This is a genomic window from Vibrio sp. Isolate22, from assembly GCF_022398115.1.
Taxonomy (GTDB): Bacteria; Pseudomonadota; Gammaproteobacteria; order Enterobacterales; family Vibrionaceae; genus Vibrio.
Genome location: NZ_JAKEUW010000052.1, coordinates 26427 through 41163, shown reverse-complemented (window position 1 = coordinate 41163; position 14737 = coordinate 26427). Strand labels below are relative to the sequence as shown.

The window sequence follows — 14737 nt, the reverse complement described above, 5'->3', positions numbered from 1 at the left end:
GAGGTATGGTGGGCACAAGTGCAAGAAAGTGGAATTAAGCCATTGAAAGAGTTCGCACGAAAACTGAGGCCTTATCTTCACGGTATTATTGGATCGGCAAGTTATCCGCTCAACACCTGCACATTGGAAGGGATAAACAACAAAATAAAGTTAATCAAGCGAATGGGGTATGGGTATCGAGATACAGACTACTTCTTCTTGAAGATAAAAGCGGCTTTCCCCGGAAAGCCGCGATGAACCTTTTTTTTTTTGCCTTCAAACACGACTTCACCTCGTGATTAGTAATTTTAGCTAACCAATTAAGTTTTACCAAGATTTATAGAAAATTCATAACGATAGCACACAATAGCTATCTCTCAGTATTCACATCTTGCAAATGCAAAGCTCATAGACCTTTCCGAAAGCGGCTATTACTGCGGCTTTTTGCGTGCAGCCCTATCTCCCGGGGTCATGCTTTTCTGCTCGCCTCTACTATACTCCTCTAGCTCACTCCTACTTCAAAATCGGTGAACCCTTTCAGGCGCTGAATTAAATCAAGATTGCGATATATGACAAGCGTATTAATCTTGTTTAACGCCACCAAATATCCATACAATAAGTGTGCAATTTTGCGAGTTCGAGTCACAGATACGACGAAAAAAGTAAAAACTTGACCTAAAACAATGGCAGAAACAGATCACTTATTTTATAATGCGAATTAATGTTTCAGCACACTATAAATTACTTATCTTAGGGGCTACAAAAATGAGACTTATTCCTTTAAACAACGCGGCACAAGTAGGTAAATGGGCAGCACGTCACATCGTTGAAGCGATCAAAGCATTCAACCCAACAGCTGATCGTCCATTCGTTCTTGGTCTACCAACTGGTGGCACACCACTTACGACTTACAAAGAGCTAATCGCACTATACAATGCGGGTGAAGTTAGCTTTAAAAACGTTGTTACATTCAACATGGATGAGTACGTAGGTATCGATCCTAACCACCCTGAGTCTTACCGTACTTTCATGTACACAAACTTCTTCAACCACGTTGATATTCAAGAAGAGAACATCAACCTACTAGACGGCAAAGCAGAAGACATCGACGCTCACTGCGCAGCTTACGAAGAAAAAATCCGTTCTTACGGCAAAATCAACCTGTTCATGGGCGGTATCGGCATCGACGGTCACATCGCATTCAACGAACCAGGTTCTTCTCTAGCTTCTCGTACTCGTATCAAGACGCTAACTGAAGAGACTCGCATCGCGAACTCTCGCTTCTTCGACAACGACATCAACCAAGTGCCGAAATACGCACTAACTATCGGTGTTGCGACTCTACTAGACGCTGAAGAAGTAATGATCCTGACTATGGGTCACAACAAAGCACAAGCTCTACAAGTTGCTATCGAAGGTTCTGTAAACCACATGTGGACTGTTACAGCACTACAAATGCACCGTAAAGCTATCATCGTTGCTGATGAGCCAGCTCAACAAGAGCTAAAAGTTAAGACTCTACGCTACTTCCAAGAGCTAGAAGCAGAAAACATCCAAGACCTATAATTTCAGGTTTTGTTGAAACAAAAAGCCACGTTATGTGGCTTTTTTTGTACCTGAAATTTGCCGTCGATACACTGAACTACCGACGTGTTTGAACAATCAGATAGGATGCTAGGCGAGAGAATCATCTCCGATACAGATCTTGCTTAGGTCAGAAGAAATTAAGGATGGAGTGAATACAAAAAAGCGATTCCTCAATGAGAGAAACCGCAATCAATATCTATTCTAGGATGGGTAAAACAAGTGGTAGCGAGTTGTTGTGCGTAGTGAAAACGTTCAATAACGAAATCTAAGAACTCAAGGCGTTGTCACGACATAAGGTGTTAATGATGTCTGTGATAGCCAAAACAATGGTCGACTTCACTTTCTGATGATGTCGCCCTAAGAACATTTGAAGCATCGGGCCAGACATGGTTTCGACCATCTCCGCATCATATTCGATAGGCATAATACGCTGAATCGCATGTACCTTATTGAGCTCAAAGATAACATCAACTTCGGTAAAACTGGTGTCGTCACCTTGTAATTTCGCCCACTCTTTCAAGGTTACGAAAACCTCTAAATCGTCATAAAGCTCTTTACTGATAACACCCAAACCCAAGAGCAATTTACCGCGAACCATTATCTCGCCTAAAGGCCCACCGCTGTTGAGTAGAGGCTCGACAACGAATTTAATCGCCGTGTCGTCTTTCTTGAAGATGTTTTTTAAAACCGCATCCACCGTATCATCCAATGCATCATAAGCCGCCATCAAGCAGGCGCTAGCACTCTCAGCTTCAGATAAGGCCTCGAGTAATTCTGTTTCATGACTAGGATGTATTGGCATAACGGCTCGGCAATAAGAAAGTGCCACAGGTGTGGCACTTTGATGATTTATCATTTCAATGCTAGGTAAGCTTGTTCCGCTAGTTTAACAACTTCTGAGTCGATATTCAGCTCAGAATAGTGCGCTAATGTCTCAGCAAAACCTTTTTCTGCGAACATTGCCTGAAGTTCAACCGCTTGAGGGTCATCTTCATTCTTGTAGTGGAAAGCCGCGGCAATCGCTTTTACAAGGTGTGCATTTGGTAGGCCGTATTCTAGCGTACCGTTCAGTGGCTTGACTAGACGATCTTGTGGGCTCAGTTTACGGATTGGTTGACGGCCAACACGGTCAACTTCGTCACGTAGGAATGGGTTCGCAAAGCGGCCTAGAATTTTTAAGATGTATGCTGCATGTGCCTCTGGATCAAAGCCGTAACGCTTGATAAGCACCTCACCACTCTCTTCCATCGTCGCTTTTACTTCAGCGTAAATTGCTTGGTCTTCAATCGCGTCTTTGATTGTTTCGTGGCCTGCAAGCACGCCAAGGTATGCCGTTACCAAGTGGCCTGTATTTAGCGTGAATAGTTTACGCTCAACGAAAGCCATAAGGTTGTCAGTGCATTCCATACCTGGGATGTTTGGAATCTCACCTTTAAATTGTGTTTGGTCTACGATCCACTCGCTGAACGTTTCAACCGTTACTGCTAGTGGGTCAGTTTCGCCTGCTTCTGCTGGCGGTACGATACGGTCAACCGCTGAATCAACAAAGCCAATATGTTCTTCAGTGAACGCTTTCATGTCATCAGAAAGATGCTCTAAAACCGCCGCTTTTAGTTGGCTAGTACCACGAACCATGTTCTCTGCTGCAATGATGTTCATTGGCGCAGTATTGTTTGCCGCTGCACGCTTTTCGATACCTTGAGCAATAGACTTAGAAATAATCTTAAGAACTGTTGGGCCAACAGCTGTCGTCACAATGTCAGACTCAGCAATGCAATCTACCACAGCGCTTGTTGCTGAGTTTACTGCTGTCACGTTCTTAACGGTTTCAACAACGCACTCTTCACCAACAATCTTTACTGGGTATTCTTGGCGTTCAATTAACGCATTAACAACCGTTTCATTTACGTCAGCAAAAGTAACCTTCATACCAGCGTCAGAAAGAAGTTTACCAATGAAACCACGACCGATATTACCTGCACCAAAATGTAACGCTTTCATAATTTTGACCTTATAAATATTTGAATCTAGATAGCTAACTGCTCAACCACATGCCTGATGATTAACTAGAGACATTAAGCAGTAAGCTATTCAGACTGAATCTTGTTAAGACAGATTTAGACCGAAAATGAGGCCAGTAGGGGGATACCGGCCTCCTTCACTTAGGAGCTTGACTAGAGCTTTTTAGTTTCCGCTAAGAATACGTAGAACATCAGCAGGGTTTGTTGTGTTCTGTAGGCATTCCACAGCGTCTTCATCATCAAGTGAATTGGTAATAGCCATCAGCACCATGTTGTGCTCATCGCCTTGAGCGGCAATACCGATAACCATCTTCGCGATATCATCTTCATCTTCGCCCCACTGAATACCTTCAGGGTACTGACAGAACACGATGCCGGTTTTTTGTACGTATTGCTTCGCTTCGATTGTGCCGTGTGGTACTGCGATAGACTCGCCTAGGTAAGTAGATACAAGCTCTTCACGAGCAAACATGCCATCTACGTACTCTGGAGATACGTTGCCAAGTTTCACTAATTGGTCGCCAGCAAACTTGATTGCGTCTTCTTTCTGAGTCGCTTTAAGGCCAAGGAAGATGCTGTCATTAGTTAGTGCAAGCTTGTTGCCTTCTTGAGCTGGTGCTGATGTAGGAGCCGGAGCTTCTACCTTCGCTTCACCACTTTGTGCTTCAACAAGTTCTGCTACTAGGTTGTCGTATACTGCGCCGTCTAAGAAGTTGTTCAGAGACATGTGCATTGCACCAGGAATGGTTTTACGTGCACGGTCTGTTAAATCTTTATGCGTAATAACAATTTGTGAATCAGCTGGTAAGTTGTTGATTGCGTAGTTAGTTACCGTGATATTTAGGCCCGCTGCATCTACTTTCTTACGCAGTAGACCTGCACCCATTGCACTTGAACCCATACCCGCATCACACGCTACGTATACTGCTTTCACGTCAGCTAGGTTGATGTCTGCACCCGTTGCTGCACCTTTAGAAGACGCTTTCATGTCTTTCATTTGTGCTGATGCTTTCTCTAGTGAATCTTCCTCATCATCTTGCGCTGATGTTTTAAGAAGGATTGACGCTACAACAAACGATACTGCCGTTGCTGCGATAACCGATAGAATCACGCCGATGTAAGAGCCTTTTGGTGTCATCAACAGAATCGCGAAGATAGAACCAGGAGACGCTGGAGAGATTAGACCAGAGCTGAACATTACGTTAGTGAATACACCAGCCATACCACCTGCGATTACCGCTAGGATTAGACGTGGGTTCATTAGAACGTATGGGAAGTAAATTTCGTGGATACCACCTAGGAAATGGATGATAGATGCACCCGCAGCAGATTGCTTAGCGCTGCCTTTACCAAATACCATGTAAGCAAGTAGTAGACCTAGACCAGGACCTGGGTTCGCTTCAATTAGGAAGAAGATAGAACGGCCGATCTCTTCAGACTGCTGAATACCTAGTGGAGAGAAAATACCATGGTTGATTGCGTTGTTTAGGAATAGGATTTTCGCCGGTTCTACAAAGATAGAAGCAAGAGGTAGTGCACCCGCTTCAACCATCACGTTAACGCCAGCCGCTAAACCAGAAGACAGAACTTTCACAGCAGGACCAATCACGATGAACGCGATGATCGCGCAGATCATGCCGATGATACCAGCAGAGAAGTTGTTCACTAGCATTTCGAAACCACTCTTCACTTTACCGTGAATAGCTTCATCGAATTTCTTGATTGCGATACCGCCTAATGGACCCACAATCATTGCACCCATGAACATCGGGATGTCAGTACCAACGATAACACCCATTGTTGTGATGGCACCTACTACCGCACCGCGGTCACCACCAACCATCTTACCACCAGTGTAACCAATCAATAATGGCAGCAAGTAAGTGATCATAGGACCAACCATTGATGCTAACGTTTCGTTAGGCCACCAACCTGTTGGGATGAATAGTGCTGTAATGAAACCCCACGCAATAAATGCGCCGATGTTTGGCATTACCATATTGGATAAGAAACGACCAAAGTTTTGAACCTTGATCTTCGCTTCTGGTGATAACATAGGTAGAACCCCGTAGTGTATTGGTTGGTCAAATGACCGAAAAGGTGTGCTCAAAAGTTGATTGAAATGTATCACAACATTTCCAAAATGCACCTCAAGCCAATTTTCGTGATAACAATCACACACAAAAAACACTTAGGGGTTACTGAGAACGATTTAGATCACAAAAATGTCATGAATTAAAATTACAAAGCAAAATTAACGATAATAAATCTCATTCACACAAGATCTAGATCACACTTATAAATTCAACCACCAAAAATAATTAGCGATCCAGATCACACTTAATAAAAGACACACCTTAAAAACTATAAACCATGTATGAAAGAACGCCATTCCAAGTGTGTTTTCTATGCACTCAGATGAATTTAGCTTGTCATTTTGTAATTTAATTACAAAGTCAGATTAATGCCTATTTTTCAAAATTCTGATTTTCCCAGCCCCTAAACCTCAAAATACATGAACAATGAAGGAACGAAATTGCTTAAAATAGATGTGTTATTCTAATTACTCCTACCCCAACGTTATCCAGTAGCCCAATAACGAGTTAAGAGAAGACTATGTCAGACAAGATCTCCACATCAGCTCTCGCTAAACAGAGAGATATAGAAGCTAAAACTCTATTCAGTGACCTAAAAACGGCCGGCTATATCGTACGTTCACAGGATCGATGGGTGCTGACTGAACGAGGGGAAAGCTTTGGTGGGGAGTATGTGGAACACAAAAAGTTTGGTGTCTTCATTGTCTGGCCTGAGAAGCTACTTATCGATTTGGACACCTTCTCAGGGCAAACACTAACCGCAACTCAACTTGGGAGTGCTTTCAAGCTCAGCGCAAAGAAAATTAACCTCTTGCTCAATGAACTTGGTTGGATAACAAGAGAAGAAGACGGTTGGCACGTCACCTCGACAGGTTTAAAGGCAGGTGGTGAACAGAGAGAAGATAAAGCCACACAAAACTTATTCGTGGTGTGGCACGATTCATTAGTCCGCAATAAACGTTTGAAGCAATCAGTTGTTGAATTTCTAGGGCACGATGCAGAAAGCCACTCAACGGATGTGTCATTTTCTAGCTTCCGCCAAAAGTTCGAGGCCAAGCATAGAACCTTGGATGGGCACTATGTGCGTTCAAAAGGAGAGCTAATCATCGACAACTGGCTATATATGGCGGGTGTGGTACATGCGTACGAGCGTCCACTGCCAATAGCGAAAGAAGTGATCAGTGACTTTTATCTTCCAAGCGGGAAAGTTTACATCCAATTTTGGGGAACCGACTCTGCGCCAATCGCCGAAGAAAAACGTGACGCGACGAGAAAAATCTATGATGAGCATGGTTTTGGCTTAATCGAGATCACACCGGAAGATATCCCAAACCTAGACAGCGTCCTTCCACCATTATTGCGCCAATATGGCATCAAGGCGTACTAAACGACTGAATCTAGACAATTCAAACCTATTGAGATCACACTTATCGAATCATTATGGATATTATTTACCATAGTGATTTGATATGTTCGCTATTTTTCCCAAGTTAATCTTCTATTATCTTACCTCCATCGACTTGAGCTACCGCAGATACTCGATTTATTGGGGCATGTTCGATGACCATTTCAGCGCTTGTTTCTTAGAAACCCGTTCTATTTAAGACCGATGATATTAGAGACAAAGCCCAAATGCGTTATCCGTTTATTGTTGACGTTACCGAACATAACACCCTACAACATTTATTATTGATAGATATTAGGATTCAACATGACTCATCCAATCATTACTGATCTAAACACTCGTTACACAACTAAAAAATACGATGCAGAAAAACGCATCTCTGCGGAAGACATGGAAGTAATCAAAGAAGCACTTCGTCTGTCAGCTTCTTCTATCAACTCTCAGCCTTGGAAATTCATCATCATTGAGAGCGACGAGGCAAAACAACGTTTCCACAACACTTTCGAGAACATGTTCCAGTTTAACCAACCACATGCGAAAGAAGCGTCACACACAATCCTGTTCGCTCACGATCCTAAGTACACTAAAGAGAAATTTGCGAAACGCGCAGATACGGAAGTAAGCTCTGGTCACCTACCGGCTGAAATGTATGAGCAATTCTTAGGTGCTTACGCATTCGCAGAAATGAACACTGACGAAACAGGTTTCAACGGTAACTGGACTAAGTCTCAAGTGTACATTGCACTGGGTAACACACTGCACACGCTTGCTCGCCTTGGTATCGCTTCAACTCCAATGGAAGGTGTAGACGCGGCTATGATCAGCGAAGAGTTTGCTGACGAGCTAGAAGGTCACGTTGTTGATGTAGCACTGGCTATCGGTTACCACAAAGACGGCGAAGACTACAACCACGGTAAACCAAAAGCGCGTCTAGCTCTTGATGAAGTCGTGACTACGCTTTAAAAACCGACAAATAAATTGCACTACTTATTTGGCCAGACTTTCGTCTGGCCTTTTTTATGCGCGCCTTTTGGTTGTTGGTCAGCATTGGAAATTACCAGAGTCAAATAGACACTTTAGAATCATATTAATCACAAAAAATAGGGTGTCATAAAGACACAAAAGCAAGCTCAAAAACCAAACAAAACCATCAAAAACAACATCTTAAAAATATGGCACGACTAGTGCAATGATGACCTTAGAAATTCAAATAAGGTATTATCATTATGACTATTCACGTTAAATCAAATGTTCACTGGGTTGGTATTCACGATTGGGAAACCGAGCATTTCCATGGCAAGGAATACCACATGAACAAAGGCACCAGTTATAACTCGTACCTAATCCGTGAAGAGAAAACGGTGCTTGTCGATACCGTTGACCATCGCTTTACAGAGCAATTCCTTGCAAACCTTGAGATGGAAATCGACATAAACGAGATCGACTACATCATTTGTCAGCATGCCGAAGAAGACCACTCCGGCGCTCTTGCCGCGCTACTTGCTAAGATCCCTAATACCCCGGTCTACTGCACAGAAGCGGGTGTGAACTCGATTGTCGGCCATCATCACCAGCCAGACTGGAACTTCAGAACGGTAAAAACCGGCGACACACTGGATATCGGTAATGGTAAGCAACTTATCTTTGTTGAGATGAAAATGCTGCACTGGCCAGATTCAATGGCAACTTACCTAACAGGCGACGAAATTCTGTTTAGTAATGATGCCTTTGGCCAACACTACTGCGATGAAAACCTGTTCAACGACCAATTAGACCAAGTTGAATTGCACGAACAGTGCCTGCGTTACTTCTCGAATATCCTGACGCCATTTGCACCGCTAGTAAAAGCCAAGATCGAAGAAGTATTGAGTTTAGGTGTACCAATCGATGTGATTGCTACTTCTCACGGTTGTATTTGGCGAGATAACGCCACCCAGATCGTAGAGCAATACTACGAATGGTCAAAAGCTTATAAAGAAGACCGCATCACGATTGTGTACGACACCATGTCGAACAACACTCGTATGATGGCCGATGCCATTGCGAAAGGAATTCGTAAAGGGAGCCCAGAAACGGCAATCAAAGTGTTCAATATTTCTAAGCATGATAAGAACGACATCCTTGCCAATATCTTCAGATCAAAAGGTGTACTTGTTGGCTCATCAACTATGAACAATGTGATGATGCCGCAAATCGCAGCCTTACTCGAAGAGATACACGGTTTACGTTTTGCCGGAAAAAGAGCCGCAGCATTCGGTTCTTCAGGTTGGACTGGTGGCGCAGTAAAACGTATTGATGCTCGCCTACGTGAAGCCAACTTCGAAGTCAGCGTTCCACAACACATCCACTGGAAACCAGACACAGATGCCCTTCGTCAATGCATCGATTACGGCATGACATTAGCTGAAGTTTGGCGCACAGATGCAAACGAGGTGAGTAAGCCTAAACAAGTTGAACGCAGCGTAAAGAAAATCGACACTCCGGATAATCAGCCAGAGCACACAACTGAATCAGAAGCCGTTGCAGCAGCTTCTACCGAAGAAGCACAGCAGGCAGAGATGCAACCCACTCACAGCGAAGACTGCACATGCTGGCGCTGCACGGTTTGTGAATGGGTATACGACCCACAATTAGGTGAACCTTACCAAGGTGTTGAACCAGGAACACCATGGGCACAAGTACCTGATGACTTCCTTTGTCCTGAGTGCCACTTAGGCAAAGAAGTATTTGTGGAGAAGTAGCATGTCGAACATTGTGATTGTGGGTGGCGGTTTCGCTGCCCTACAAACTATCAAGATGGTACGTAAGCTCAACCAAGATATCGCGATCACCATGATCACGGCAGATTCGGGGGTTGAGTACAGTAAGCCGAACCTTTCGCACGCTTTCAGTCAGGAACAAACGTCCGAAACACTCACCGTACATAATGCTCAGCAGTTAGCTGAGCAGTACAACGTGGTTATTAAAACTAAAGCACTTGTCAGCGAAATAGATGTTGAGCAACAGTATATTCGTGTCGATGGTCAACCAATCCACTACACAAAGTTAGTATTAGCAACGGGGGCCACACCATTTATTCCACCAGCAAAAGGGTTAAAACGTGGTGCGACAATCACGCTCAATAGCCTAGAGGAGTTTGAGAAGCACAAAGCGCAGGTTGATGATGCTCAGCGTGTCACAGTGATTGGTGGCGGCCTGATCGGAGTCGAGCTTGCCTTTGACCTCCAAACCGCTGGGAAAGATGTCACGATCATCGAGCCTGCCAGCTATCTCTTGAGCAGTTTGGTGCCGCCTTTCGTTTCTCTAGAATTAGAGCAAGTGTTAAGAAAAGCAGGGGTGACCGTTGAAACAGACTCTGCAGTTTGTCGAGCGACTTACCTCGAAGAGGATATAAGGCTACAAACCACCGCTTCTCGATTAATACGAACGGATGCTGTGATTGCAGCAGCAGGGCTGAAACCGAACACGACATTAGCGACACAAGCCGGAATCACCGTCAACAAAGGGATCGTTGTCGACCAAACCATGAAAACCAGTGCTAACAATGTGTATGCGATTGGTGATTGCGCCGAAATTGAAGGGCGTATTATGGCTTATCTCCAGCCCGCGATCTTGTCTGCTAATGTGTTGGCAAAGCAGCTCATTGCGAGTGATGAAGTACATGCGACCGCTGACATAAAACTCAAGTTGCCTCATATCATCACCAAGGTGAAAACCCCAAGCTATCCCATTCAGCTTGCAGGCCGCGATCTACAAACCGCTCAAAGCTGGGAGACTCGCTTTGACCCGAAAGGCATTATCGCAAAAGGCTTCAATGCAGATAATCAATTGGTTGGGTTTATCGTCACTGGAGAGCATACCCAAGCTGCATTCCCACTGCTCAAAGAGCTACAGACAAGCTCACCCGCTTAATCTCAATGACATAAGCCCAATAATTCAAAATCAATAACATAAGCAGCGTCCTACAAAACGAAAAAAGCCAGTCAATAGACTGGCTTTTTTATGCGTTAAGCGAGGTGTTCACATTAACCGATAAACGAGATGTAACCTTGTAGGATAATCAGGTTAACGATATCAATGAAGAATGCGCCGACGATTGGCACCACCATGAACGCCTGTGGTGATGGACCGAATCGGTTCACCAAAGAGCCCATGTTCATTACCGCTGTAGGTGTTGCGCCTAAGCCGAAACCACAGTGACCACCCGACATAACCGCTGCGTCGTAGTTTGACCCCATCACTTTAAACGTCACAAAGTAAGAGAACAGACCAAGTACCACTGCTTGAACACTTAAGATCACCAAGAATGGGATCGCTAGGTCGAAGATGTTCCACAGTTTCAGGCTCATTAACGCCATCGCCAAGAATAGAGACAGTGACACAGTACCCAGAATATCAACGGTTTCGCTGTCGGTCTTATGCAGCTTAGTCACTTCAAACACGTTAGTGATGAACACACCGATAAACAGAGCGTAAACAAAGTCAGGAATCATCAACCAAGAAATTTCAAAAGTCGCTACCCACTGCTCAAGGTATTTCGCACCTGTGATACAGATAAGGAGAATGAACAATACTTCAATCACCTTCTTGGCTGTCACTTTGTCTTCTTCATACTCGTTATATGTCACCAGCTCAGGGAAACGCTCGTGCGTTTGTGTACCTGTGCCGTACTCTGATTCAAGGTTGTTTTTGTCGATCAGCTTTTGTGCCACCGGGCTACCGATGATACCGCCAATGATCAAACCAAAGGTTGCCGAAGCCATCGCGATTTCTAGCGTGTTGGAAATGCCATAAGTATCAGAAAAGGTTTGCGACCAAGCTGCACCTGTACCGTGACCACCAGATAGCGTAATAGAACCTGCGATCAAGCCCATTAGCGGCTCAAGACCAAGCGCGGTAGCTAACGTCACACCCACACCGTTTTGGATGATGATGTATACCGAAGCGACGCCCAAGAACAAGAATACCTTCGCACCGCCTTTCATTAACTGTGTGTAGTTAGCAGCAAGACCTACGGTTGCAAAGAACATCAACATGAATGTGTTCTGTAAAGGTAGGGAGAACTCTAGATCAACGCCGTTAAAATGCAGACCTGTAATCGCAAAAGCAACAATTAAGCCGCCCACAATGGGCTCTGGGATATTGTACTTTTTGAGAATCGGTAGCTTTGCGTTTACAAAATGACCTAGAAACAAAACGCTGATCGCGATTAAGAAAGATTCTAGTGGCCCTATTGAAATTAATTGATTCATATAACCTCTATTGTTTTACGTTCTCATCTTCCCTAATGAGTCTAGTTTTATCTGTAAGTATTTGTGTTGCTCTGCCTATATTTATGCAAATTGATGAGAAATTGTTGGATTAGAAAACCGAACACATTAGCGTGTCAGCTAAGTGTCATGTTAGTAACACGTTAACTTTAGTAGGCGATGAGAGGTTTTGTGACCCAAATCAACACCTATCTGTTTATCTTATCGCCAATGCGATCGTCGATTTAACCCTTTCTGAATACCTAAAAAAGCAAAAAGGAGCTATTGCTAGCTCCTCTTTTATTACCATCGCTGGTAATTAGAATTTTTTAGGGGCATAACCCGTCATAACCTCAAGACGAAGCTCTTTACCAATCTTCGTCATTGGGTGAACAACGACTAATCCTTTTACAGACTTTTTCAGTTTACCCATATCCGCTTGCTCAGCTTTAGTAATCTCGCGGCTAAATGGCATATCAAGCAACGACTTACGTTCTTGATTCACATCGTAGCTTTGCTTGTGCTTAAGCTGTGCAATCTTCTTTGTTAGCTTTTTGATTTCGTCTTCAAATTGACGAACAACAGGACGATCATTACGAGCTTTAGCAGCCGCTAACTTATGGCGACACTTGTCTAAACGGTTGTTAATTTGTTGAAGTTCGTTTTTAGCACTCATAATAATTTCCTAAGATTAAGCAAGCCAATTCGGATTGGGGCGCGGAGTATAGCACAAGGGTTTACCTGAACCGAAATTTATCTGATAAATAGCCTTTGGAATAAAAAACAGCCTAAACTGTCTATCAGCCCATCGATACAAAAATGCCACTAATCCGCCGATCAGACATCAACCACAAGGAAGCGTAATGACATCACCGAAACAAAGAGTATTGACCTACAGCCTAGTCCTTGGCTCTGTATTTGCCACAAGTTATGCATCCAGCGAAGCCTCTAATGAAAGCATGCTCGAGAACAATCTGATTATTGAATATTCAGCGCCTCAAGACGAAACAGAGAGACAGCTTAAGCAAGAGATTGAGCAGAGTGGCGTTAATGACACCATGGTAGACCTATCGAATCAGTTGTTCCTGTTCAAACAGCCTTTGGTCATTCAATACGGTGGCGATGAGGGCCCGCTCTACGACCCGCAAACTCATCATGTACTAATTCCTTACAGCTTCTACGCAGAATCACTCAACTATTTTGAAAAGAACCAATACGAAAAAGAGTATGGGAAATCCGCGCAAACTGGCGCCATCGATACCTTGCTCCATACGCTGATTCATGAGGCTGGCCATGCCTATGTTGAAGATCAGCAAATAGCCATTCTAGGTAAAGAAGAAGACGCGGTTGATAATTTAGCGACCATCTTACTTATCAACTATGTCGAACACGGTACAGATGCAGCGATAAGCGCAGCTGATATGTTCGCCTTCGAATCAGAAGACCGCCCAGAGTATTACGATTTGGGTGAATACATTGATGAGCACAGCTTCGATCTACAACGCTACTTCTCAACCTTATGTTTGGTCTATGGCAGCGATCCTGAGGCCTACAAAAACTTACTTGATGAAGTAGAAAACGACTATCTGAAAGATAGAAAAGAGTTTTGCGTAGAGCATTTTGATGTCATCAACGCCAATTGGCATCGATATTTAAAAGAGAGCGACGATAGTTAAGAGCTTCACTATCACAGTTCAGAAGTTTTCCCATTCAACTGCTACTTCCAACAGCGGCTTCGTGCTTTAAAAGCCGCTGAATGTTGTTTGGGGAACGCAAAATGAGACTTCAGACAAAACCTAGACGTTCACTTTGTACTTCAGATCTTGTGCTTCATCGCCAGTCATCCCTCGGAACCCCCAACAATGTGAAGGCTGCTCTTTGATGGTGATTTCAATATCGATCGGAGAGATAGAGAGCTGCTTTTCAATCTCAGAAAAGATCTTCTTAATTAAGCGCTTTTTGGTGTTAACAGCGCGTCCTTCCATCATATTAATCTCGATAACGGTATAGGCCTGCGTTCGACCTTCTGGGTAAAAGAAGTCATCTCGTTCCAATGGCACAAAACGATGTGCACGTTTGTCATCTGGCAACCCCATCTCACTATTTAAGCATTGCTGCAAAACATTAGAGAGCTCTAGCTTAATCGGGTTTAAGCACTCTTTGATACCATAAATAACAATCATGACCAGTCCTTCGATGTGATGTTAAGTAAAGAAGAAAGTTAGAAAGAAGCAGCCATCCACCCTTTCTGCTCGCTTACTATTTATCCATATACTACCTAATGACATTGACTAAAGAAGAGACGAGCGATGAATTTATGAACAAGTGCAACAAAAAACATATCCTTCTATTGCAGCTGGTTTGCCAAACAACTTCGATTAATAAACAACCACCTTATGA

General features: G+C 43.7%; 13 protein-coding genes. 7 read left to right on the top strand and 6 right to left on the bottom strand.

Annotated elements, in window-relative coordinates; all coding sequences use genetic code 11:
- Together L1D55_RS21570 and nagB are read left to right on the top strand one after the other, a co-directional pair.
- Window positions 1-237: transposase (locus L1D55_RS21570; protein WP_239916214.1), on the top strand; the 237-nt coding region annotated here is incomplete at its 5' end.
- Window positions 238-744: 507 nt separating this feature from the next.
- Entirely contained in the window at window positions 745-1545 is an 801-nt protein-coding gene (gene nagB / locus L1D55_RS21565) for a glucosamine-6-phosphate deaminase (RefSeq protein ID WP_063524791.1), read from the top strand.
- Window positions 1546-1831: 286 nt separating this feature from the next.
- Here the strand turns inward: nagB and L1D55_RS21560 are convergent, their stop codons facing one another.
- The 3 genes from L1D55_RS21560 to L1D55_RS21550 all read right to left on the bottom strand — a co-directional run bounded on the left by L1D55_RS21560 (window position 1832) and on the right by L1D55_RS21550 (window position 5643).
- Window positions 1832-2368: an MltR family transcriptional regulator gene (locus L1D55_RS21560; RefSeq protein ID WP_193777311.1), complete on the bottom strand. Its 537-nt coding sequence runs from the start codon at window positions 2366-2368 to the stop codon at window positions 1832-1834.
- 50 nt (window positions 2369-2418) lie between these two features.
- Entirely contained in the window at window positions 2419-3567 is a 1149-nt protein-coding gene (locus tag L1D55_RS21555; RefSeq protein WP_105023982.1) for a mannitol-1-phosphate 5-dehydrogenase, read from the bottom strand.
- A gap of 183 nt (window positions 3568-3750) precedes the next feature.
- Entirely contained in the window at window positions 3751-5643 is a 1893-nt protein-coding gene (locus tag L1D55_RS21550) for a PTS mannitol transporter subunit IICBA (RefSeq protein WP_239918783.1), read from the bottom strand.
- 560 nt (window positions 5644-6203) lie between these two features.
- Between L1D55_RS21550 and L1D55_RS21545 the strand changes: the two genes are divergently transcribed.
- From L1D55_RS21545 to norW, 4 genes are all read left to right on the top strand, one after another.
- Window positions 6204-7070, top strand: coding sequence for a glycerol kinase (locus L1D55_RS21545; RefSeq protein WP_239918782.1), 867 nt, complete (start codon window positions 6204-6206; stop codon window positions 7068-7070).
- A 324-nt stretch (window positions 7071-7394) separates the two neighbouring features.
- Window positions 7395-8051: a nitroreductase family protein gene (locus L1D55_RS21540; RefSeq protein ID WP_102426648.1), complete on the top strand. Its 657-nt coding sequence runs from the start codon at window positions 7395-7397 to the stop codon at window positions 8049-8051.
- Window positions 8052-8314: 263 nt separating this feature from the next.
- Window positions 8315-9829 carry an anaerobic nitric oxide reductase flavorubredoxin gene (gene norV / locus L1D55_RS21535; RefSeq protein WP_239918781.1) on the top strand — a complete coding sequence of 505 codons (1515 nt, stop codon included), beginning with the start codon at window positions 8315-8317 and terminating at the stop codon, window positions 9827-9829.
- A 1-nt stretch (window position 9830) separates the two neighbouring features.
- The gene (gene norW / locus L1D55_RS21530; RefSeq protein ID WP_239918780.1) at window positions 9831-11000 is read left to right on the top strand and encodes an NADH:flavorubredoxin reductase NorW; all 1170 of its coding nucleotides are present in this window, start codon (window positions 9831-9833) and stop codon (window positions 10998-11000) included.
- Window positions 11001-11113: 113 nt separating this feature from the next.
- On the opposite strand, the gene gltS is transcribed toward norW, so the two are convergent.
- Both gltS and L1D55_RS21520 read right to left on the bottom strand, forming a co-directional pair.
- Entirely contained in the window at window positions 11114-12340 is a 1227-nt protein-coding gene (gene gltS, locus L1D55_RS21525) for a sodium/glutamate symporter (RefSeq protein WP_128163250.1), read from the bottom strand.
- Window positions 12341-12656: 316 nt separating this feature from the next.
- Window positions 12657-13013 carry a YibL family ribosome-associated protein gene (locus L1D55_RS21520; RefSeq protein WP_004737001.1) on the bottom strand — a complete coding sequence of 119 codons (357 nt, stop codon included), beginning with the start codon at window positions 13011-13013 and terminating at the stop codon, window positions 12657-12659.
- A gap of 187 nt (window positions 13014-13200) precedes the next feature.
- Here L1D55_RS21520 and L1D55_RS21515 point away from each other — a divergent pair, with 187 nt between their 5' ends.
- Window positions 13201-14013 (top strand): DUF4344 domain-containing metallopeptidase, encoded by an 813-nt coding sequence (locus L1D55_RS21515; RefSeq protein WP_239918779.1) that lies wholly within the window; start codon window positions 13201-13203, stop codon window positions 14011-14013.
- Between the two features lie 120 nt (window positions 14014-14133).
- On the opposite strand, the gene L1D55_RS21510 is transcribed toward L1D55_RS21515, so the two are convergent.
- Complete coding sequence (locus L1D55_RS21510; protein WP_004736999.1) at window positions 14134-14520, bottom strand: tautomerase family protein; 387 nt, start codon at window positions 14518-14520, stop codon at window positions 14134-14136.
- Window positions 14521-14737 lie beyond the last annotated feature (217 nt).

What these genes read in the sequence shown, in the direction of transcription:
- nagB (WP_063524791.1), top strand. Translation starts at nt 745, where the DNA reads ATGAGACTTATTCCTTTAAACAACGCGGCACAAGTAGGTAAATGGGCA.
- L1D55_RS21560 (WP_193777311.1), bottom strand. Translation starts at nt 2,368, where the DNA reads ATGCCAATACATCCTAGTCATGAAACAGAATTACTCGAGGCCTTATCT.
- L1D55_RS21555 (WP_105023982.1), bottom strand. Translation starts at nt 3,567, where the DNA reads ATGAAAGCGTTACATTTTGGTGCAGGTAATATCGGTCGTGGTTTCATT.
- L1D55_RS21550 (WP_239918783.1), bottom strand. Translation starts at nt 5,643, where the DNA reads ATGTTATCACCAGAAGCGAAGATCAAGGTTCAAAACTTTGGTCGTTTC.
- L1D55_RS21545 (WP_239918782.1), top strand. Translation starts at nt 6,204, where the DNA reads ATGTCAGACAAGATCTCCACATCAGCTCTCGCTAAACAGAGAGATATA.
- L1D55_RS21540 (WP_102426648.1), top strand. Translation starts at nt 7,395, where the DNA reads ATGACTCATCCAATCATTACTGATCTAAACACTCGTTACACAACTAAA.
- norV (WP_239918781.1), top strand. Translation starts at nt 8,315, where the DNA reads ATGACTATTCACGTTAAATCAAATGTTCACTGGGTTGGTATTCACGAT.
- norW (WP_239918780.1), top strand. Translation starts at nt 9,831, where the DNA reads ATGTCGAACATTGTGATTGTGGGTGGCGGTTTCGCTGCCCTACAAACT.
- gltS (WP_128163250.1), bottom strand. Translation starts at nt 12,340, where the DNA reads ATGAATCAATTAATTTCAATAGGGCCACTAGAATCTTTCTTAATCGCG.
- L1D55_RS21520 (WP_004737001.1), bottom strand. Translation starts at nt 13,013, where the DNA reads ATGAGTGCTAAAAACGAACTTCAACAAATTAACAACCGTTTAGACAAG.
- L1D55_RS21515 (WP_239918779.1), top strand. Translation starts at nt 13,201, where the DNA reads ATGACATCACCGAAACAAAGAGTATTGACCTACAGCCTAGTCCTTGGC.
- L1D55_RS21510 (WP_004736999.1), bottom strand. Translation starts at nt 14,520, where the DNA reads ATGATTGTTATTTATGGTATCAAAGAGTGCTTAAACCCGATTAAGCTA.